The sequence below is a fragment of the Sphingobium sp. genome (genome assembly GCF_033795625.1).
Classification (GTDB): domain Bacteria; phylum Pseudomonadota; class Alphaproteobacteria; order Sphingomonadales; family Sphingomonadaceae; genus Sphingobium.
The window spans coordinates 1-20,530 of sequence record NZ_JARYGI010000010.1; the positions used below are offsets into that span (position 1 = coordinate 1).

19 protein-coding genes are annotated in these 20,530 nt (G+C 62.1%); 11 read left to right on the forward strand and 8 right to left on the reverse strand.

Annotated features, from left to right (window positions below; all coding sequences use genetic code 11):
• Nucleotides 1-92 precede the first annotated feature (92 nt).
• From QHC67_RS06970 to QHC67_RS06985, 4 genes are all read left to right on the forward strand, one after another.
• Nucleotides 93-512, forward strand: coding sequence for a nuclear transport factor 2 family protein (locus QHC67_RS06970; RefSeq protein WP_319292626.1), 420 nt, complete (start codon nt 93-95; stop codon nt 510-512).
• A 38-nt stretch (nt 513-550) separates the two neighbouring features.
• Nucleotides 551-1,330 carry an SDR family NAD(P)-dependent oxidoreductase gene (locus QHC67_RS06975; RefSeq protein WP_319292628.1) on the forward strand — a complete coding sequence of 260 codons (780 nt, stop codon included), beginning with the start codon at nt 551-553 and terminating at the stop codon, nt 1,328-1,330.
• 298 nt (nt 1,331-1,628) lie between these two features.
• The gene (locus tag QHC67_RS06980; protein ID WP_319292630.1) at nt 1,629-2,243 is read left to right on the forward strand and encodes a TonB-dependent receptor plug domain-containing protein; all 615 of its coding nucleotides are present in this window, start codon (nt 1,629-1,631) and stop codon (nt 2,241-2,243) included.
• Nucleotides 2,240-3,835 carry a TonB-dependent receptor gene (locus QHC67_RS06985; RefSeq protein WP_319292632.1) on the forward strand — a complete coding sequence of 532 codons (1,596 nt, stop codon included), beginning with the start codon at nt 2,240-2,242 and terminating at the stop codon, nt 3,833-3,835. The genes QHC67_RS06980 and QHC67_RS06985 overlap by 4 nt, the downstream gene beginning before the upstream one ends.
• Nucleotides 3,836-4,104: 269 nt before the next feature.
• On the opposite strand, the gene QHC67_RS06990 is transcribed toward QHC67_RS06985, so the two are convergent.
• From QHC67_RS06990 to QHC67_RS07020, 7 genes are all read right to left on the reverse strand, one after another.
• Nucleotides 4,105-5,130 carry an IS110 family transposase gene (locus tag QHC67_RS06990; protein WP_319292634.1) on the reverse strand — a complete coding sequence of 342 codons (1,026 nt, stop codon included), beginning with the start codon at nt 5,128-5,130 and terminating at the stop codon, nt 4,105-4,107.
• A gap of 162 nt (nt 5,131-5,292) precedes the next feature.
• Nucleotides 5,293-6,366: a phosphotransferase gene (locus QHC67_RS06995; protein WP_319292636.1), complete on the reverse strand. Its 1,074-nt coding sequence runs from the start codon at nt 6,364-6,366 to the stop codon at nt 5,293-5,295.
• Nucleotides 6,363-7,559: an acyl-CoA dehydrogenase family protein gene (locus tag QHC67_RS07000; protein WP_319292638.1), complete on the reverse strand. Its 1,197-nt coding sequence runs from the start codon at nt 7,557-7,559 to the stop codon at nt 6,363-6,365. Before QHC67_RS07000 ends, QHC67_RS06995 begins: the two co-directional genes overlap by 4 nt.
• The gene (locus tag QHC67_RS07005; RefSeq protein WP_319292814.1) at nt 7,556-8,311 is read right to left on the reverse strand and encodes a glucose 1-dehydrogenase; all 756 of its coding nucleotides are present in this window, start codon (nt 8,309-8,311) and stop codon (nt 7,556-7,558) included. The genes QHC67_RS07000 and QHC67_RS07005 overlap by 4 nt, the downstream gene beginning before the upstream one ends.
• Before the next feature lie 30 nt (nt 8,312-8,341).
• Nucleotides 8,342-9,388: a phosphotransferase family protein gene (locus tag QHC67_RS07010; protein WP_319292640.1), complete on the reverse strand. Its 1,047-nt coding sequence runs from the start codon at nt 9,386-9,388 to the stop codon at nt 8,342-8,344.
• A 36-nt stretch (nt 9,389-9,424) separates the two neighbouring features.
• Nucleotides 9,425-10,516: an acyl-CoA dehydrogenase family protein gene (locus tag QHC67_RS07015; protein WP_319292816.1), complete on the reverse strand. Its 1,092-nt coding sequence runs from the start codon at nt 10,514-10,516 to the stop codon at nt 9,425-9,427.
• A 23-nt stretch (nt 10,517-10,539) separates the two neighbouring features.
• Nucleotides 10,540-11,727, reverse strand: coding sequence for an acyl-CoA dehydrogenase family protein (locus QHC67_RS07020; RefSeq protein ID WP_319292642.1), 1,188 nt, complete (start codon nt 11,725-11,727; stop codon nt 10,540-10,542).
• Between the two features lie 195 nt (nt 11,728-11,922).
• Between QHC67_RS07020 and QHC67_RS07025 the strand changes: the two genes are divergently transcribed.
• Nucleotides 11,923-13,125: an acetyl-CoA C-acyltransferase gene (locus QHC67_RS07025; protein ID WP_319292644.1), complete on the forward strand. Its 1,203-nt coding sequence runs from the start codon at nt 11,923-11,925 to the stop codon at nt 13,123-13,125.
• A complete protein-coding gene (locus QHC67_RS07030) occupies nt 13,125-15,215 on the forward strand; it encodes a 3-hydroxyacyl-CoA dehydrogenase NAD-binding domain-containing protein (RefSeq protein ID WP_319292646.1) in 2,091 nt (696 codons plus the stop codon). Before QHC67_RS07025 ends, QHC67_RS07030 begins: the two co-directional genes overlap by 1 nt.
• Nucleotides 15,216-15,241: 26 nt before the next feature.
• Here QHC67_RS07030 and QHC67_RS07035 read toward each other — a convergent pair whose 3' ends face one another.
• Entirely contained in the window at nt 15,242-16,003 is a 762-nt protein-coding gene (locus QHC67_RS07035) for an SDR family NAD(P)-dependent oxidoreductase (RefSeq protein WP_319292648.1), read from the reverse strand.
• Between the two features lie 274 nt (nt 16,004-16,277).
• Here QHC67_RS07035 and QHC67_RS07040 point away from each other — a divergent pair, with 274 nt between their 5' ends.
• The 5 genes from QHC67_RS07040 (at nt 16,278) to QHC67_RS07060 (ending at nt 20,511) form a co-directional block, all read left to right on the forward strand.
• Nucleotides 16,278-16,940, forward strand: coding sequence for a TetR/AcrR family transcriptional regulator (locus QHC67_RS07040; RefSeq protein WP_319292650.1), 663 nt, complete (start codon nt 16,278-16,280; stop codon nt 16,938-16,940).
• 135 nt (nt 16,941-17,075) lie between these two features.
• Nucleotides 17,076-18,293: an acyl-CoA dehydrogenase family protein gene (locus QHC67_RS07045; protein WP_319292652.1), complete on the forward strand. Its 1,218-nt coding sequence runs from the start codon at nt 17,076-17,078 to the stop codon at nt 18,291-18,293.
• A gap of 50 nt (nt 18,294-18,343) precedes the next feature.
• Complete coding sequence (locus tag QHC67_RS07050) at nt 18,344-19,141, forward strand: enoyl-CoA hydratase/isomerase family protein (RefSeq protein WP_319292654.1); 798 nt, start codon at nt 18,344-18,346, stop codon at nt 19,139-19,141.
• Between the two features lie 27 nt (nt 19,142-19,168).
• Complete coding sequence (locus QHC67_RS07055) at nt 19,169-19,876, forward strand: CoA transferase subunit A (protein ID WP_319292656.1); 708 nt, start codon at nt 19,169-19,171, stop codon at nt 19,874-19,876.
• Complete coding sequence (locus QHC67_RS07060; protein ID WP_319292818.1) at nt 19,876-20,511, forward strand: 3-oxoacid CoA-transferase subunit B; 636 nt, start codon at nt 19,876-19,878, stop codon at nt 20,509-20,511. Before QHC67_RS07055 ends, QHC67_RS07060 begins: the two co-directional genes overlap by 1 nt.
• Nucleotides 20,512-20,530: the final 19 nt, after the last annotated feature.

Sequence of the window (20,530 nt, forward strand, 5' to 3'; positions counted from 1 at the left end):
ACGCTTCAAATGACCGACGTCAAACTGTCGAAGTCCTCAGATCGATCCCCGAACGACCCTATTTCCGCACCCTGTTAGAGGGGAGGTTAAGCATGTTGAATAGACCGCAGGGAGAGCAGGAGAGCGCGATTGCCAAGATCCTGAGCGCCTATGCCCATGCGATCGACGACGGTGATGTGGACGCTGTTCTGGCTTGCATGAGCGACGATGCCGTCATCGAATATGAAGGGGGCAAACACAGGCTGAGCGGTCCTTCTGAAATACGGGAATTCCTGAGGCGCGCCCTGATCGGCTCCTCCACGCATCTTGTTTCCAACATACTGGTGGAATGGGGCGAGGACGATGCCAACGTACGAGCGTCGGCGATCGTCTGTGTGACGCGTCTGGCCGGATCCGTGCAGGTCCGGGGCGTGGTCTACCGTGCTCGTGTCATTCCTTCCGGCGACGCTTGGCTGATCGCGTCTCTGGCCCACAAATCGACATGGCAATTTTCCGCGCCTGCCGATCCTTAAATCAACAATTTTCCGCTATTTCCACGAGGAGTTATAATATGGCACGTCTAATCGGCAAAGCTGGCCTGATCACTGCTGCGGCTTCGGGCATGGGGCGCGCGGGGGCGCTACGCTTCGCGGCAGAGGGCGCGAAGGTCGCCGTGGTGGACCGCGACGCGCAAAAGGCGGATGAAACCGTCGACGCTATAGTTGCTGCGGGCGGCACGGCCTTTGCCATTGCCGGCGACCTTACCGACGACGCATTCGCCCGATCCATAGTGGCAGAGACCATCGCACGGTTCGGCGCACTGAACTATGTCTGGAACCATGCCGGCCATCCTGGTCCTTCGGCATTCGAAGATGTCGACATGGCGATCTACGAACTGGCGATGGACCTCAACATCCGGGTGCCGACGGTGGTCGCCGGCGCCGCCATTACGCATATGCGCGAACATGGCGGCGGCAGCATCGTGTTCACCGCATCGGGATCCGGTATCGTCGCCTCGCCGTTCAGTCCGATCTATTCGGCCGCCAAATTCGGCGTGGTTGGGTTAACCCGCGCCCTCGCCAAACGGTATGGCAAGGACAATATCCGGTGCAACAGCGTCTGTCCTGGCGCCGTCGACACCCCCATGCTGCGCGAATTCCAGCAGCGGCCCGATGCGCCCAAGACCGGCGTCGACGTTGAAGATACGATTGCCAAATTTGGTTCGATGAATCCGATGGGGCGCAATGGCAGGCCTGACGAAATAGCGGCAGCGGCGTTGTTCCTGGTTTCGGATGACGCATCATACGTGAACGGCGCGACATTGGCCGTCGACGGCGGAATGACCGCCTGATTTCTTGAGCGATGATGCGGGAGGCGGTGGCGTAGGCTACTGCCTCCCGTGTGAGGCTGTCGACGGGCGTTTTCCCATGACGCGATTGCTACCCCGACACGGAAGTTGCCTCCCCATTCAGGTCTTGGATCAGGCTCCGTCTACACTTAAATTAAACTACCGACCGTCGGTTCGGTTGATTTTTGTTTGACATCACCACCCTGCGTTTAATATAACCGATCGGTCGGTTTGGCATTTACCGAATCCGGGCCAGCGAGAAACAAGCGCGCGGCCCAAGATAATCCATGGAGGGGAAGAAATGAGTAACAGACTGAGCCGGTTACATCGCCAGGGCACGACAGGTGCCGCGCTGGTCTCGTTGGTCGCTGGCGGTATGGCCTTGTGCGTGACGCCCGCCAGGGCTCAGGAGGCCTCTCCCCCCGCAGCCGATCAAGCCACCGAAACGGAAGCCATTGTCGTGACGGCCCGCAAGCGCGCCGAAACGCTTCAGGATGTCTCGGCTCCGCTATCGGTCGTCGACTCTTCTCTTCTGGAACGACGCCAGGTCAACGATGTGGGCGGATTGCAGACCCTCGTCCCTACCGTGACGATCGGCGAAACGGTCGGTATGTTGAAGATCAACGTGCGCGGCCTTGGCAACACCACCAACACACGTTCGGAGGATTCTGACGTCGTCATGTATGTTGACGGCGCGGTCGTTTCCCGCATGGAGGCGCAGGCACTCGCCTTTTTCGATCTGGAACGGGTCGAAGTGTTGCGCGGCCCTCAGGAACGCTCTATGGCCGCAATTCCACCGGCGGCACGATCAACGTTATCACGCGCAAGCCCACGGACAGTTTCGAGGGCTATGTCAGTGCGACGCTGGGCAATTACGATCTGGTCAAGATCGACGCTGCGGTCGGCGGTCCGTTGACCGACAAGATCAGCGCCCGCGCGGCAGTGACGTCAACGCAACGTGGCGGCTATGGCAAGAACATCGTCACGGGCAATGATATCGAAGACCAGAAACGATATGCGGCGCGCCTGCATCTTCTGTTCGAGCCCACCGAAAACGTCAAATTCCTGCTGAGCGGCGAATATGGCAAGCAGGATGATTCAAGCGGCCTGTTCGGCTATCTCGCGCCCCTCTTTCCGTCCAATCCCAATTTCGTTCCGCGCGGAGCCGGCGGCTATTCCGATCCGAATTCGCGCGATCTGGCCAGCAGCTACGACCCCCGCCTGAAACGCGACACCTGGTCGATCACCGGCACGCTGGACTGGCAGTTGACCGACGATCTGAGCCTGCGCAACGTCATCAACTATCGCAAGCTCAACTTCCTGCTGGCGCAGGATCTGGACGTGTCGAGCGTCAACAACGCCACTTTCGTGACCATTCCGCTGCACGACAAGCAGTTCAGCGAAGAGTTTCAGCTGGCGTACGAAACTGACAAGATCAGCGCCATCACAGGCCTGTTCTATTTCCACGAATCCTTCCGCGGCCAGACCGATCTGGGCACCGGTCCCACTACTGGCATATTCTTCACACTCACGGGTAAAAGCACGACCGACGCCTTTGCCCCCTTCTTCAATGTCGCCTATAATCTTACCGATGCAATCAAACTGCGCGTCGGCGGCCGTTACAGCAGCGAAAAGCGCACGATCATCAACGATTCCTTCCTGAACGGTGCGCGCATCACGACGGATAACGACATCGCCGACGACGAGCGGAAGATTTCGAAGTACACAGGTGAATATGGCGTCGATTGGAAAATCAGCCGGAACACCCTGCTCTATGCGACCTATTCGCAAGGCTTCCGTTCGGGCGCCGCACTCATCATGCAAAGCGGCGCGGGTATCATCAATCCGACAACTGTGAACAACTACGAAGTCGGCCTGAAATATTCCAATCGCAACCTGTTCGCCAACTTGGCGCTGTTCACCGCCAAGACGAAAAACCTGCAACGCACCCAGGCGACCGTTACCGCGCTGGGCGTGCTCAACACCAAGGTCAACAACGTCAATTCGCTCGAGACCAAGGGCGTCGAGTTGGAGGCTGGCTGGTCGCCGACCACCAACCTGCGCCTGGGCGGGTCGGTTGCCTGGCTCGAAGCCGAGTTTCAGGACTTCGTATCCGACGATCCGATCATCCAGGGCACCAACCTGATCCAGGTCGCGGGCAACACCACCAACCAGGCACCGCGCTGGAAATGGACTACAAACGCGGAATATACGGTTCCCTTCAACAATGGATCGTCGCTGGTTGCCAGTGCCGACCTTGCCTATCAGAGCAAGGTCTACTTCGACGAATTCAACCGGGCACCTTTTTCGGAAAACGCCTACGCGTTGCTGGATGCCAACGTTACTTATAATTTCGTCGGCGACCAGCTCAGCCTTTCGGTCTGGGGCAAGAACCTGACCGGCCAGGATCGGTTCGCGGATGTCTCCTTCTCGGCCAACGGGCAGGTCATCAGCAAGCAGTGGGTCGCGCCACGCACCGTGGGTGCCACACTGCGCTACAAATTCTGACAACCATTCCGCAAAAACGTATGGCTCGCCCCGTCGGCAAGCGGTTTGTGTCTGACGATCTGATCAGTCTGCTAAAACGTATCCGGCCTTTCGACGCGAGGTCGTTGGCCAAGATGGAGATCCGCGCGTTCTGGTCCTCATAAAGGGGCCGGCATCGAGTGCCATTTTTAGCCATAGGGTTCCAGGACACCGGTCGACTGTCAGGCCATCTGTCACTCACCTCCCGCAGACATCATCCGGCCGGTGCACACCGCATCGGCCGATCTCGTTCACGCCGCTTGCGCGACGGGTTCGTAGGTGCGTTCGTGACGCAGCAGCGCCCAAACGATGCGCGCCATCTTGGCCGCCAGCGCCACTACGACTGTGTTGGGGTGGGAGCGCGAAAGCAAACCCCGCAGCCAGGCACCGAGCCGCGTATCGCTCTTGCTCATCGTCGGCAGCGACGCACGAGCGCCCTGGATCAGGTTCTTGCGCAGGTATCGGCTCCCGCGCTTGGTGATCCCGAGCAGCCGCGGCTTGCCCCCAGTGGTCGCCTGGCGCGGTACCAACCCCAGCCAGGCGGCAAGATCGCGACCCCGACCGAAGGTTCGGGCGTCTCCGACCGCTGCCACCAGCGCGGTCGCGTTGAGTGCACCGATGCCCGGAATGGTCAGCAAGCGTCGCGCCCGCTCGTCGGTCCGGGCAGCCTCCGTAAACTCGGCATCAAGATCTGAGATCCGCTCATCAAGGGCGATCCAGCGCAGACGCATATCGCTGACGAGCCGGTGAATGCGAGGACCAAGCACTGGCTCGTCGCCATCCAGCATCTCACCCAATCGTGCAGCAAGCTTTGCGCGCCCTTGCGGAACGATGTAGCCGCGCTCGAGGAGAAGACTCCTGATCTGGTTCATCAGCGAGGTACGGTCACCGACGAGCTGATCACGAATGCGGTGCAACGTCTGCATGTCGAGTTGCTCCTGGGTCTTCAGCTCCACAAACCGCATCGTCGGGCGAGTTGCCGCTTCCGCGATCGCCTCGGCATCGCGATCGTCGTTCTTCTGCGCCTTGACGTAAGGACGAACATATTCCGGCGACATCAACCGCACCGCATGGCCTTGTCGTGCCAGCGCCCGGCCCATGTGATGAGCGCCGCAGCAAGCCTCCATCGCCACGACGCAAGTCGGCAGGCTCGCCGCATAGGTGATGACGGTCTCGCGCCGCATCCGTCGTCGCACAACGACCTTGCCCGTCGCATCCAGCCCGACCACGCTGCAGCTGTTCTTGCCCAGATCAATCCCGAGAACCGATATGTCCATGACCTTCTCCTTCCCCAAACGAACCGACGTCAAAGGATAACAACGGTTCGGATAAGGGGCGAGCCATCCATAAAGGGGGGCGACCAACCACGGTCGCCCCCCTTTTTTGTTGTGCTGCAGGAATCGACCCGCCGCAGCTTCGATGACTCCGGGGTGGATGGATTAACGCGCGCCCGCTCTTTCGGCTTGCGTCCAGGCGAGCCGTATCAATTCAGGCAGCACCTTCACACGTTCGCGTGCCTGGCTGGAGGAGGCGGTGCCGCGGATCACGCGGCCCTTGATGCCGTGGAAGATGGCGGCGAGGCGGAAGAAATTGAACGCGATGTAGAAGTCATAGCCGGGCATGGACGCGCGGCCTGTGCGGGCGCAATAAGCCGCAAGATAAGCCTGCTCGTCAGGGATGCCCAAGGCGTCGATGTCGGCCCCCAAAAGCCCGGCCACAATATGCGGCGGCATGCGATACATCATCGCGTGATAGGCAAAATCGGCACCGGGATGGCCCAGCGTCGAAAGCTCCCAGTCCAGAACCGCCAGCACTTTAGGCTCGGTAGGATGGAAGATCATGTTGTCGATGCGGAAATCGCCATGGGTGATGCCGGTCGCGTCGTCATCCGCCGGAATATTCTCGGGCAGCCATGCGATCAGCCGGTCCATATAGGGATCGCGCCCCGCATCGCCATCTTCCAGATACTGGTTCGACCAGCGGCCGATCTGCCGCTCGAAATAATTGCCCGGCCGGCCATAGTCGCTCAGCCCGACAGCCCGATAGTCGACCATGTGCAGGCGGGCTATCGTCGCATTCATCGCATCGAAGATCCCGGCCCGTTCGGCGTTGGAGACGCCCGGCACAGTCGCGTCCCAGAAGATGCGGCCCTCCACCATGTCCATGAGATAGAACCAGGTGCCGATCACGCTGTCGTCCGTGCAAAGCCCATGCACATGCGCCACCGGAAAGTCCGCGCGGGCTAAGCCGGTCAGCACCTTCGCCTCGCGCTCGACGGCATGAGCCCCCTTCAACAGTTGGCCCGGCGGCTTGCGCCGCAGCACATAGGATTTGCCCGGCGTCACCAGCTTGTAGGTGGGATTGGATTGGCCCCCCTTGAATTGCTCGACGACGAATGGGCCGACATAGCCAGCGACATTGGCCTGCATCCAAGCCGCGAGCGCGGCTTCATCGAAGCCATAGCCCTCGCGAACCGGCGTCGTGCCGACATTCTCCTCGGCCGCGCCACTCACGCCGGATGCCTCTTGAGGAAATCGCGCTTAACCTTCTTGGCCAGACTCCATTTATGGACCTCCGTTGGCCCGTCATAGATACGGAAGGCACGGATCTCGCGGAACACCTGCTCGACGACGGTGTCGCCTGAAACGCCCGTCCCGCCCATGATCTGGACACAGCGATCGGCGACGCGCATCAGCGCCTCCGACACGGCGACCTTGGTCATCGAGCTTTCCACCGTGCCCAATGAGCCTCCGTCCAGCACCCCGGCGCACCAGTCGATCATCAGTTCGCTCTGGCGAAGGTCGATCAGGTTGTCAGCCAGCATGAAGCCAACGCCCTCATGGTCAACAAGCAACTTGCCAAAGGCCATGCGCTTGCAGGCATAGGCGGTCGCGATCTCATTTGCTCGGATGCAGGCACCCAGCCAGCGCATACAGTGCGACAGCCGCGCAGGCGACAGGCGCACCTGCGCATATTGGAAGCCTTCGCCACTGGCGCCCAACATCTGGTCGGCGGGCACACGCAGATTGTCGATGGTGAGAACCGCATGGCCGCCGGGCATGGAACTGTCGATCGTGTCGAGCAGGCGGTCGATGCGGATGGCGGGATCGGGCAGGTCGACCAGGAACATGCAGGCGCCGCCGGTCCCATCGGCCGCTTCGGACCTGGCCATGATGATGCCGACCCTGGCCCCCTGCGCGCCGGTGATGAAGGCCTTGCGTCCGTTGATTACCCAGTGGTTGCCGTCGGGGCGACATGTGGTCTGCATCATGGAGGGATCGGACCCAGCTCCGCCCTCGTTCGCAGGTTCAGTCATAAAGAAGGCGGATCGCGCTTCGCCCGTCACCAGCGGCGCAAGGAAGCGGCGCTGGAGTTCGGGCGAACCGACCTTGCCCAGCAGATACATATTACCCTCGTCGGGCGCCATCGTGTTGCAGGCGACTGGACCGAGCGGCGAGAGACCCGAGCGGATCAGCACCCGCGCCGTTTCGCGTTGCGACAGGTGGCTGCCATCGGCCAAGATATGCGGGGTTATCACGCCTGCCGCCCGCGCCTTACCGCGCAGTTCGGCGACCAGATCTTCGGGTGGACCATGGCCGTGCACCGCAATGCGGAGGTCTTTTTCATAGGGGATGATCACGTCCCTGACGAACGCTTCCACCCGGTCGGCAATTACCTCCGCACGCTCCATGCCAACGCCGCTCATAGCGAACTCACCAGGTGCCCGCCGTCCACGGTGATGGCCGATCCCGTCATATAGGCGGACGAATCGGAAGCAAGCAGCAACAGCGGCCCGTCCAGATCCGGAAATTCGCCAATCCGCCGCTGCGGGATACGTTTGATCATGGTCTTGCCCGCGTCGCTCTCCCAGAAATCGCGATTGAGATCGGTTTTCACATAGCCCGGCGCCAGGGCGTTTACGCGAATACCAAAGCGCGCAAGTTCCAGCGCGAGTTGCTTGGTCATCTGGATGACGCCAGCCTTCGACACGGCATAGGGCAACAGCGCACCGCCCTGCCGGAACCCCAGGATGGACGCGACATTGATGATGTTGCCGCCCCTTCCCGATTCCTTCATCGCACGCGCGGCGGCCTGCGCCATCAGGAACATGCCCTTCAAATTGGTGTCGATCACCGCGTCCCAGTCCGCCTCCGTCTGGTCCAGCACAGGCTTTTCGCGGACGACACCGGCATTGTTGACCAGGATGTCGGTGCCGGCAAGGACGTCTGCAAGAGCGGCGATGCTATCCGGCACGGTGACATCGAGCGCCACGGTCGAAACTGCGCCATGGGCGGCAGCAATATCCGTTGCCACCTGGTCCAGCGCATCGACGCGCCGCGCCGCCAGGATCACGCGCGCGCCATTTTGGGCCAGGACTTTGGCGAAATGCGCGCCAAGCCCCGCCGACGCGCCGGTGATCAGCGCCGTCTTACCGGAAAGAGAGAAATTCAAGGCCATCTCCATTATGATAGTCTGTCACTACCGCGCTTATCCACGCGCACAGGCCCAGCCGACACCCGCGACATAGGCGGCATTGCGGCCGACCTGCAAAGCATCCTCGTTCGCGGCATTGTTCTGCAAGGCGCGCGCATGGATACCTTGCAGGATCGCGGCGGTGCGGAACAGGGCGAAGGCCAGATAATAGTTCCAGTCGGCAATTTCCCCCTGCCCCGACCGCGCGCCGTAATGGTCGAGCATCTCGCGCTCGGAGGGAATGCCCAACGTGCCGATGTCCACGTCCGCAAGGCCAGGAATTCCCGGAAGGCCACTGACGAGGCGATAGGGCAGGCAGTTATAGGCAAGATCCGCAAGCGGATGACCGATGGTCGCCAGTTCCCAGTCCAGCACGGCCCGAACCTGCGTGCCTTGGGGATCGAAAACCAGGTTGCCGACGCGATAGTCGCCATGGGCAATCGTGGCGCGCCCGCCAGCGGGCACATGAGCCGCCAGCCACTGCGACAGCCTGTCCATGGCCTCTATCGGTTCGGTCCGGCTCTTGTCGAACTGCCTGGTCCACAATGCCACCTGCCGTTCGAGATAGGCGTCCGGCCTGCCAAAGCCGTCGAGCCCGGCCGCCCGCCAGTCGACCCCGTGCAGGTCGGCCAGCGTCTCCGCCATGCCTAGATACATGGCACGGCGATCCTGCGGCGCCACGCCAGGCATCGTGCAATCGTGGAAAATGCGCCCCTCCATCGCCTCCATGACATAGAACGCGGTGCCGATGAGTTCCGGATCTTCGTGCAGCACATACATATGCGGCACCGGGACAGGCGTATCCGCGAGCGCCCGCATGACGCGAAATTCCCGTTCGATCTGGTGGGCCGATGGCAGGATGGCGCCGTCAGGTTTCTTGCGCAGCACATAGCGGCCGCCTTCCCCTTCGATCAGGAAAGTGGGATTGGACTGCCCGCCCTTGAATCGACGGATGGTCGGCGTTCCGGCCAGGCCGGGCAGATGGTCCCTCAGGAAACACACCAGCCGGTCCTGGTCGAACGGAAGGGCGCTGGCGGTCGCTGCGATATTTTCTGCGAGCATCAGTTCACTCTCCTTCAGTTAGCGCGACGGAAAGGCTCATGCCGCCACCCCGCACAGGTCGACGAGACGATCAAGGTGAAAGCGGCGGTCGCCCAGACTGGCGCGCAACGCCAGCAATCGCTTGAACCAGTGACTGACGATCAGTTCTTCCGTCACGCCGATGCCGCCGTGCATCTGAACCGCTTCGGCTGCGACCAGTTTGGCCGCGTCGCAGGCCTGCATCTTCGCCATCGATACGGTCTTTGTGCGCTCCTCGGCCGAGGCTTCGCACGACAGCGCCGCGGCGAGCGCCAGCGATCGCGCCTCCTCACACCACATCCACATATCGGCGAGGCGATGTTGCAAGGCCTGGAAACGGCCAATCTCCGTGCCGAACTGGCGCCGCGTCTGGAGATAGCCGGTGGTCTCCCGGATCAGCGCATCCATCAGGCCGACCATCTCGGCAACTTGCGCGGCCTCTGCCTGGTCGGTCGCGGCGCTGAGCATCGCGTCGACGGCGCGATCGGCGATCAGCGCCGACGCCCGGCATCCCACCAGGCGGACGTCTCCTCTGGGCAGGCCGTCGACGCCCGATCGTGCCGTCACATGCAGGCCCGGCGCCTGGGCATCAATGCAATAGAGCCCCAATTCCCCGCCTTGCGCATCGCGTGCGGATACGATCAGGACGTCGGCCTCCTCCGCGAAAGCGACCAGATGCTTTTCCCCATCAAGCAGCCAGCCGTCAGCATCCGGCCGTGCGAGCGTCGCGACCTGGCCGGTCCGGTATCGCGCGCCTTCTTCCTGATCGGCGACGGTAGCGATGACGCTCCCATCCATCAATCCGGGCAGAAGTTCGGCCGCCGCCGGGTTTGGCAGGGCCGCAACAAGAAGCGCGGCGGCATGGATGCCGCTGGCCAGGATCGGTTCGGCCGGGAGGCCGGGCGCCAGATGCTGCATAACGAGCATCCGTTCTACCGGCCCGCCATATCCGCCCATATGTTCGGGAACGGCCAGCGATAGACAGCCCAGTTCCGCGATTCGCCCCAACCGAAGACGATCGAACCGATGGACGCCCGATCGCCCGCCATATTCCTGCTCGACGACACGATCGAGTATCTGCGCGAACTGAACCTGTTCGTCCGTCAACATACTTTCCACGGCTGCCTTCTCCCTCAAAAGCCGATCAGGCTTTTCGCAATGATGTTTCGCTGGATCTCGTTTGAGCCGCCATAGATGGTCACGCATCGCGCCCAGAGCATCCGCGCCATCGCGCCGTTGCGCATGACCTGCGACGGGTCGGCGTCGCCCAGCCCCATTTTCGGCGCATAGACCATGGCCTCCGGGCCCATGATCTCGACCGCGAATTCGGTTAGCGCCTGCTCCAGCTCCGATCCCCGAACCTTGAGCATGGAAACAGCGGCGGCGGGCGGATGCCCGGTCGCGGCCGCGCGCACCGTACGCAACGCGCTCCATTCCAGTGCCAGCAACCGCGTTTCCAGTTCGACGATTCGCGCCTGCACCGCGCGATCGGCAGACAGCGGCGCATCGCCGTCGGCCAAGCCTGACAATATGCTTCGCACCGCTTCCATCAGGCGCTTCTGCTTGCCGATCTCCGCGACTAGAAGGCGTTCGTTTGACAGCAGGAATTTGGCGATGGTCCAGCCGCCATTTTCCTCCCCTACCCGATCCGCCACCGGGACACGCACATCCTCGAACAGCACTTCGTTGAGGTCGTGACGGCCATCCATCGTCATGATCGGGCGAATGCTGATGCCCGGTGAACGCAGGTCGACCAGAAGAAAGGATATGCCGGCCTGAGGCCGGACATCGGGATCGGTGCGCACCAGGCAGAATATCCGGTCGGCCCAGTGCGCCATCGTCGTCCAGATCTTGCGACCAGAGACGATATAATGATCGCCGTCACGCACAGCCCGCATCTTGAGGCCGGCCAGGTCCGACCCTGCCTCCGGCTCCGAATAGCCCTGGCACCAGAAGGTTTGGGCGCTTGCTATCTCGGGCAGATAGCGCGCCTTTTGCTCCTCCGATCCATAAGTGTGGATGACCGGGCCGACGTAATTGACGCCAAAGGGCAAAAGCCAGGGCGCGCCCGCCCGCCCGCATTCCTCGTCGAACAGATAGGCCTTAATGGGGCTCCAGTCATGCCCGCCGTGCGCAGCAGGCCAGGCACCGCACAACAGGCCGCCGCGCGCCAATATCCTCTGCCACTCCACATAATCGTCACGCGACAATTTGACGCCTGTGACCACCTTTTCCGATATTTCGGAAGGCAGGTTATCGGCACAGAAATCGCGGATGTTGCACCGGAATTCTTCTTCTTCGGCCGTCAGCGGAAATTTCATTCCCATACTCCCAAAACTGCCTTCACATTAGCTGCATTAAGAACGACCGTCCAGACGGTCTATGATTTATCGGTCCTGGTATCGAGAGGCCCGGCCTCCGGCTTGACATCGACAGCCTTAGATTATAATTCGTCTACCGTCTATTCGGTTGATTAATAATCTTGCCGGCCTGCCCTGCCAGAATGAGGATACCCCATGCGCGAAGCCGTCATCGTCTCCACCGCCCGCACGCCGATCGGCCGCGGCTATAAGGGCGCGTTCAACAACACGCAGGCGCAGGCGCTTTCGGGCTTTGCCGTGGCGCAGGCCGTGGCGCGGGCACAGGTCGATCCAGCCCGGATCGACGATGTCGTAATCGGCGCGGCGATGCAGCAGGGATCGCAATGCTTCAACATCGGTCGGCAAACCGCGCTACGCGCGGGCCTGCCGGTCGGCGTGGCCGGGATGAGCGTAGATCGCCAATGCGCATCGGGCCTGATGGCGATTGCAATCGCCGCGCGGCAGGTGGTGCATGACGGTATGGATATTTGCGTAGGCGGCGGGGTCGAGTCGATCTCGCTCGTCCAGAACGCCCATCTCGACATCTTTCGGATGGAAGACCCCGCCCTCGTCCAGAGCGCGCCCGACCTTTATATGGCCATGCTCGAAACTGCCGAGATCGTGGCCCAACGCTATGGCATTTCGCGCGAACGGCAGGATGAATATGCATTCCGGTCGCAGCAGCGCACGGCGGCGGCACAGGCTGCGGGCCGGTTCGACCAGGAAATCGTACCCTTTGCCGCAACCATGACGGTCACCGATCGCGCAACCGGCGCCGTGTCGGAGCGCGAGATCCTGCTGGAGCGCGACGAAGGCAACCGCCCCGAAACACGGCTGGAGGACCTGCAGGCGCTCAAGCCCGTATTCAGGAGCGGCCTGCGCCTTAACGAAGGGTATTTCATCACGGCCGGCAACGCCAGCCAGTTGTCGGACGGCGCCTCGGCCTGCGTTATCATGGAAGCCAGGGATGCAGAGCGACGGGGGCTTGCGCCGCTCGGCGCCTTCCGTGGGCTGGCCGTCGCCGGTTGCGATCCTTCGGAAATGGGGATCGGCCCGATTCATGCCGTGCCCAAGTTGCTGGCGCAGCATGGGCTGACGGTCGACGACATAGGTATCTGGGAACTCAATGAAGCCTTCGCCTGTCAGGTTCTGCATTGCCAGGACGTGCTGGGCATTCCCGACGATCGGCTCAACGTCGATGGCGGTGCCATCTCCATCGGCCATCCTTATGGGATGTCCGGCGCACGAATGGCCGGCCATGTGCTGATCGAAGGGGCAAGGCGCAAGGCGCGCTATGGCGTCGTCACCATGTGCGTGGGCGGCGGTATGGGCGCGGCCGGCCTGTTCGAGATTTTCTGATGCGCACCGACATCTTGTCTATCAATGCCGTTACCGCGCTTTCATGGGAAGGGTCGATCGCCGTATTGAGCATCGATTCGCCGCCGGTGAACACTTTGTCGCTCGCCGTCCGCGAGGGCCTGCTGGCCGGGCTGGAGAACGCACTCGAAAATCCCGAGACTGCGGCTGTCGTCCTTTGCTGCCAGGGTCGCACCTTTTTTTCAGGCGCTGATATCGGTGAGTTCGGCAAGCCTTTCCAGCATCCCACGCTATGGGACGTTCTGGATGCCATCGAAGGCGCGTCGAAACCCGTCATCGCCGCCATGCACGGCACGGTGCTGGGTGGTGGCCTGGAGGTGGCGCTTGCCTGCCATTATCGCGTCGCCACCTCGTCCTGCAGATGCGGACTGCCCGAAGTCAAACTTGGCATCCTGCCCGCTGGTGGCGGCACCCAGCGCCTGCCCCGCCTGATCGGCGTGGAATCCGCGATCGACATGATCGTCGGCGGCGACGCGATCAACGGGGGAACGGCGCTGAAGCGCGGCCTGATCGATGCACTGGCGAGCGAGGAAGATCTGCACCAGGACGCCATAGCCTTTGCGCGGCAGCTGGTTGCGCAGGGCGGCGCGTTGCGGCGGGCACGGGACGACGACAGCAAACTCTCGACGGCCGATCAAATCCCGGCCTTGATCAATCAATATAAATCAGTCAACGCGCGTAAGATCGCCGGCTTGGATGCGCCGCAGGCGTGCCTTGACGCCATAGAAGCGTCATGCACCCTGTCGTTCGATGAAGGGCTGGCGCTGGAACGGCGCCTGTTCGACACGCTGGTCGCCAGCCCACAGGCCGCAGCGCGGCGGCACGTCTTCTTTGCCGAACGGAAGGCGGCGCAAATTCCGGGCATCGGCGCCGATGTCAAAGCCATGCCGGTGGGTTCGGTCGGCGTTATCGGCGGCGGCACGATGGGTCGCGGCATTGCCATCTGTTTTCTCAATGCCGGATTCCCGGTGACTTTGGTGGAAACCTCGGGCGAGGCGCTCGAACGTGCGCTGGGCGCCATCCGCGCGACCTATGCCAGCCAGGTGCAGCGCGGGCGGCTAGATGCGGCGGAAGCGGACCAACGGGCCGCACGCGTTACCGGCGCGCTGGCACTTTCCGACCTGTCCTCGTGCGATCTGGTGGTCGAGGCTGTATTCGAGGATATGGGCGTCAAGCAAACGCTTTTCGCCCAGCTCGGCGGGCTGATGAAGGCCGACGCGATCCTGGCGACTAACACATCCTTTCTGGATGTCGACGCCATCGCCGCGGCAACAGGTCGGCCGCACATGGTCGTCGGCCTCCATTTCTTCTCGCCCGCCAATGTCATGCGTCTGCTGGAAGTGGTGCGCGGCGCGGCGACCGACGATCGGGTCCTTGTCACCGCAATGGCCGTCGGCCGCAAACTCGGCAAGCTTGCTGTGCTGGTCGGCAATTGCCATGGCTTTGTCGGCAACCGCATCCTCGCGGCGCGGCAGCGGGAGGCGGAGCGGCTGATGCTGGAAGGCGTGACGCCTTGGGATATTGATCGCGTCCATACGGATTTCGGCATGCCGATGGGGCCGTTTGCCATGTATGATCTGGCGGGGCTCGATCTGGGATGGAGTGCGGAAACGTCGCGCGGCGAAACTGTGATCGAACTGCTGTGCGAGGCGGGGAGACGCGGGCAGAAAAGCGGCGCGGGCTTCTATGACTATGATGAAAAGCGCCGCGGTCGCCCTTCCCCCGCCACGGAGGAGATCATCGCTGCGGTGGCGGCTGCAAAGGGCGTGCAGCCCTGCCCCGCATCGGACGCGGAAATCTGGGCACGCTGCGCCTATCCGATGATCAACGAGGCGGCACATATTCTGGAAGAGAATATGGCGAGCCGCGCGTCCGATATCGACCTCATCTGGATCAATGGCTATGGCTGGCCGGCCCAGACCGGCGGGCCGCTCTTTTATGCCGATATGGTGGGGCTGGACCGGATCGTCACCAGCCTTTCGGCCATGGAGGTGCGCTATGGCGCCGATTTCGCGCCCGCGCCGCTGCTCGAACGACTGGCGCGCGAAGGACGGGGCTTTGCCACACTCTGAAGCAACCAACTGCCGAGCGGCCGGCTTCAACCGAGCGTCAGGCCCCCGTCGATGATCAGGGTCTGGCCAGTCATGTAGCTCGCGGCATCCGATGCGAGGAAGGCGACGGCTCCGGCGATTTCGACCGGTTCGCCCAAGCGCTTCATCGGAATGGACTGGCGGATGGCCTCTACGCGATCTTCCGGAATGGTAAGCGTCAGGCCCGAACGCATCTGCCCCGGCGCCACGGCATTCACGCGGATGCCATCCTGCGCCCATTGCGCCGCCAGATCGCGGGTCAGATGGACGATCGCCGCCTTGGTCGTTGTATAAGGGACGATCTGGGCGACCTCGGGCATGAACGACGTGAAAGCCCCGGTCGACGCCGTGAAGATGATGGAGCCACGCCGCGTCGGCAGCATGACCCTCGCCGCTTCGCGCGCCGCGATGAAGGAACCCGTCAGGTTGACATTGATGATCTTTTGCCAGCCGGACAACGGAATATCCTGGGGCGCGCCCGACCAGGATGCGCCGGCATTGTTGACCAATATGTCGAGCCGTCCAAAGGCACTGGCGGCGCGCGCGACGGCAGCGCGAACCTGATCCTCATCGCTGATATCGCAGGCCAGGGCAGCCGCACAGACCCCGAATTCGGTTTCCATGCGGTGGGCCAGGTCGGCGCATGCCGCTTCCTTGCGCGCACCAAGCACCAGATTGGCCCCGCGGTCGGCCAGCCCTGCCGCAATCGCGCTCGCCAGTTCACCATGGCCGCCCAGCAGCAACGCAGTCCGCCCTTCGAGCGATGCCATCTGGCAAGAAAATCCCTTAGGCGGCAGAATTATGTCCATCTTGGTCTCGCTACACTTTTTTCATTGCCCAGGAATCGTGGCCCCGGTACCTGCCCCAAGAAGATGTTCGGGCCGCAACTTTAGCGGCCAATTTATAATTGTCCGACTAGTCGGTCTAAATCTGCCTATCGCTGGTTGTCAAGCGACGCCGGGAGCCCATTCGTACGTCTGGACGGTTTGCCAATATGTTCCTAAGGAGTCGAAGACGCTCTATGACGGGAAGATGGCGATGGATATGCCCAGCAACGCTGGTGGATCGGACAAGAAGCTGGAGCCGCCGCGCAAGCGCGGCCCCAAGGTGGACGTCGAACTGACACGACGGCGAAAGGCGGACATTCTGCGCGAAGCCGCCAGGCTGTTCGAGCGTGTCGGCTATCACGGCGTCAATATGGAGATGATCGCGGAGGCGACGGGGCTGAAGAAGCCCACCCTCTATCATTATATTCGCAGCAAGGATCAGATCCTCTTCGAAATTCAAGAGATCATTATCGGCACGCTCTTAAGCCACATGGAGGAGCGTCGCCGGGAGAAGGTCGAGCCGGAAAAGATCCTGCAGGGCATGTTCCGGGAGACGTTCCAACTCATGTACGAATATCCCGGCTTCGTCCGCGTCTTCTTCGAATTCAGCCGCGAGTTGCAGGGCGAAAGGAAGGAACAGGTGCGCGAAAGCCGCTCGGCGTATCTGAAAGCGCTGATGGAGGTCGTGGGCGAAGGCATGGACCAGGGTGCATTCGCGCGAGCTGACGTAAGGGTGACCGCGTTTTGCCTGCTGGGAACTTGTAACTGGAGCTATCACTGGTATCGGCCGGCCAAGGACCTGCCTCCGCGGGAGATGGCGGATCAAAGCTGGGCCTTTGCGCTGGCGGGGCTGAAAGGTGGCGCCAGCCAGCGCGGCTAGCGCCCTGCGGGATCTTGTGCAGCGCAGCGAATCAGATGGCTGATCCGGCCATAAATTTTCTAAAGGCCGACTAGACGGTCGGTCATATATCCGGTAGACAGACGGCCACGCCTTGCTGGTTTATCGGAGTCTTGCATGTTTGAATTTTCGGAGCGTTCGAAGGATTTTCAGGCACGGCTGACGTCCTTCATGGACGATCATGTCTATCCCAATGAGCGGCTCTACAAGGATCAGCATGCCAGCCTGCCCGACCGGTGGGACAGCCCGCCGATCATGGACGAGCTCAAGGCAAAGGCGAGGGCGGCGGGCCTGTGGAACCTGTTTCTGCCCGAGAGCGGCGACGGCGCGGGGCTGACAAATTTCGAATATGCCCCGCTGTGCGAGATCATGGGCCGGTCCTATATCGGACCAGAGGTTTTCAACTGCTCGGCGCCCGATACGGGCAATATCGAAGTGCTCGAACGCTATGGGAGCCCGGAGCATAAGGCGAAGTGGCTGGAGCCGCTGCTGGCAGGCGAAATCCGATCCGGCTTTGCAATGACCGAACCGGACGTTGCGTCATCCGACGCCACCAACATCAGCCTGCGCATCGAACGGGACGGAGAAGACTATGTTCTCAATGGCCGCAAATGGTGGACGTCGGGATCAGGGGATAATCGCTGCAAGATTTTGATCGTGATGGGCGTCACCAACCCGGAGGGCGAGCGCCACAAGCGCCATTCGATGATCCTGGTGCCCAAGGCGACGCCGGGCGTGAAGCTGATCCGGTCGCTCAAGGTCTTTGGCTATGAACATGCGCCCTGCGGACATTTCGAGATCGCTTTCGACAATGTCCGTGTGCCCGCCTCCAACATCCTGCTGGGCGAGGGCCGGGGATTCGAAATCGCGCAGGGGCGCCTCGGGCCGGGGCGCATTCACCATTGCATGCGCATGATCGGTGCCGCCGAACGGGGGCTGGACGCCATGATCGCGCGGGTCAAGCAGCGCACCGCCTTCGGCAAGCTGCTGGCCGACCAGGGGACGGTCCGCGAAGCCATTGCGCTGTCGCGCTGCGACATAGAGCAGGCACGGTTGCTGACGCTCAAGGCCGCGCACATGATGGACACGGTCGGCAACAAGGCGGCTGCATCGGAGATTGCGATGATCAAGGTCGTCGCTCCCCGCATGGCGTTCAACGTGCTTGATCGCGCCATCCAGGTTCATGGCGGCGCGGGAGTGTCGGAAGATTTCGGGCTGGCCGACGCATGGTCGTTCGCGCGGGCGGTGCGCTTCACCGATGGTCCCGACGAAGTGCATCTTGCCAGCATTGCCAAGCTGGAACTGAAGCGGGATCTGCCGCTCAAGCCGTGGTGACATCTACGTTCCACAGCAAATGATACAGATACAGGATCGAGGAAAGCGCAATGGATTATAGTGGCTATAAGACGTTGGCGGTCAGCCGTGATGGACGTCTGCTGACGCTGACGATTAACCAGCCCGACCGGCATAACATCGTCGACAGCGCGATGCACCGCGAACTGGCGCGCATTTTTACGGACATCGCGATGGATGACGATGCCGACGTCGTCATCTTCACCGGCGCGGGCAGCGCCTTCAGCGCCGGCGGCGACATCCACTGGATGCAATCCTGCCTCGAGAAGCCCCAAGGCATGGCCGACATCGCGATCGAAGGCCGACGGATCATCACGTCCCTGCTGGACCTGGAAAAGCCCTTGATCTGCCGCCTCAACGGCGATGCAATCGGGCTGGGCGCCACACTGGCGCTGTTCTGCGACATCATCATCGCCGACGAGACCGCACGGATCGCCGATCCGCATGTCCGGGTCGGACTGGTCGCGGGCGATGGTGGCGCGATCATCTGGCCGCATCTGATCGGCGCGGCACGGGCCAAGGCGTTTCTGATGACGGGCGACATGCTGTCGGCCAGCGAGGCGGCCACTATGGGCCTTATCACCAAGGCAGTGCCGGGCGACCAACTCGACGCCGAAGTCGAGCGCATGACCGGAAAGCTGCTGCGCGGCGCGCAGCACGCCATCCGCTGGACCAAACTGTCCGTCAATTTGGGCCTGAAGCAGACGGTCAACGCCGTGCTCGATGCCTCGCTGGGATTGGAGGTCGCCTCAAGCCTTCTGCCCGCGCACCGCGAAGGCGTCATCGCTTTCCTCGAAAAGCGCCAGCCCAACTTCGTCCCCAAAAGCTGAGCAGCGTCACGCGGAGCATAGCGGATCATGGTCCAGAAGATTTTCTCCGATGCGGCGGCCGCGCTAGATGGCTTGCTGCATGATGGCATGACCATCGTCGCCGGTGGCTTTGGCCTGTGCGGCATTCCCGAAACGCTGATCGATGCCATAGAGGTGAGTGGCGTTACGGGCCTCACCGCCATATCCAACAATGCGGGCGTGGACAATTTCGGTCTGGGGAAGCTCCTGCGCACGCGCCAGATCGGAAAGATGATCGCATCCTATGTTGGCGAGAACAAGGAGTTCGAGCGGCAATATCTGGCCGGCGAACTGGCCGTGGAATTCTGTCCCCAAGGCACGCTGGCCGAACGGATGCGCGCTGGCGGAGCGGGCATTCCCGGCTTCTACACCCGTACCGGCGTCGGCACGCTGCTGGCCGATGGTAAGGAAATACGCGATTTCGGCGGCGAACCCCATGTGCTGGAAACGGGGCTGGTGGCCGACCTGGCGATCGTGAAGGCCTGGAAGGGGGATCCCTACGGCAACCTTGTTTTTCGGAAATCCGCGCGCAACTTCAACCCCATGGCGGCGACCTGTGGCCGCGTAACCGTGGCGGAGGTCGAGCATCTGGTCGGGCCGGGCGAGCTGGACCCGGATCAGATTCACGCTCCCGGCGTGTTTGTGCAGCGCATTATCCTGGCAACCAGCAACGAAAAGCGCATCGAGCGCCGCACCATAAGGCAGGAGGCGGCATGATGGGCTGGACCCGCGAAGAGATGGCGGCCCGTGCCGCACGCGAACTGAAGGACGGCTATTATGTCAACCTGGGCATCGGCATCCCGACGCTGGTCGCCAATTACATCGACCCGAACGTAGACGTCACGCTACAATCGGAAAACGGCATCCTGGGGCTAGGCCCCTATCCCACCGGCGCTGAGGTCGATGCTGATATCATCAATGCCGGCAAGCAGACGATCACCGAACTCGATCGCACCAGCTATGTCTCATCCGCCGACAGCTTCGGCATGATCCGGGGCGGCCACATCAATCTATCGATCCTGGGTGCGATGGAAGTGTCGCAGGATGGCGACTTGGCCAACTGGATGGTGCCCGGCAAAATGATCAAGGGACCCGGCGGAGCGATGGACCTGGTCGCCGGGGTGCGGCGGATCATCGTGCTGATGGACCATGTTGACAAGAGCGGCACACCGAAATTCCGCCGCGCCTGCACCCTGCCGCTGACCGGGGCGAGGGTCGTCGATACAATCATCACCACCCATGCCGTGTTCGAACGGCCCAATCGCCAGTCCCGCTTCAGACTGGTGGCGTGCGCGCCAGGCGTCACCCCTGCCGACATAGGCGCCATGACGGAGGCCGAATACGACGCGTGACGAGAGGACCAACAAAGAG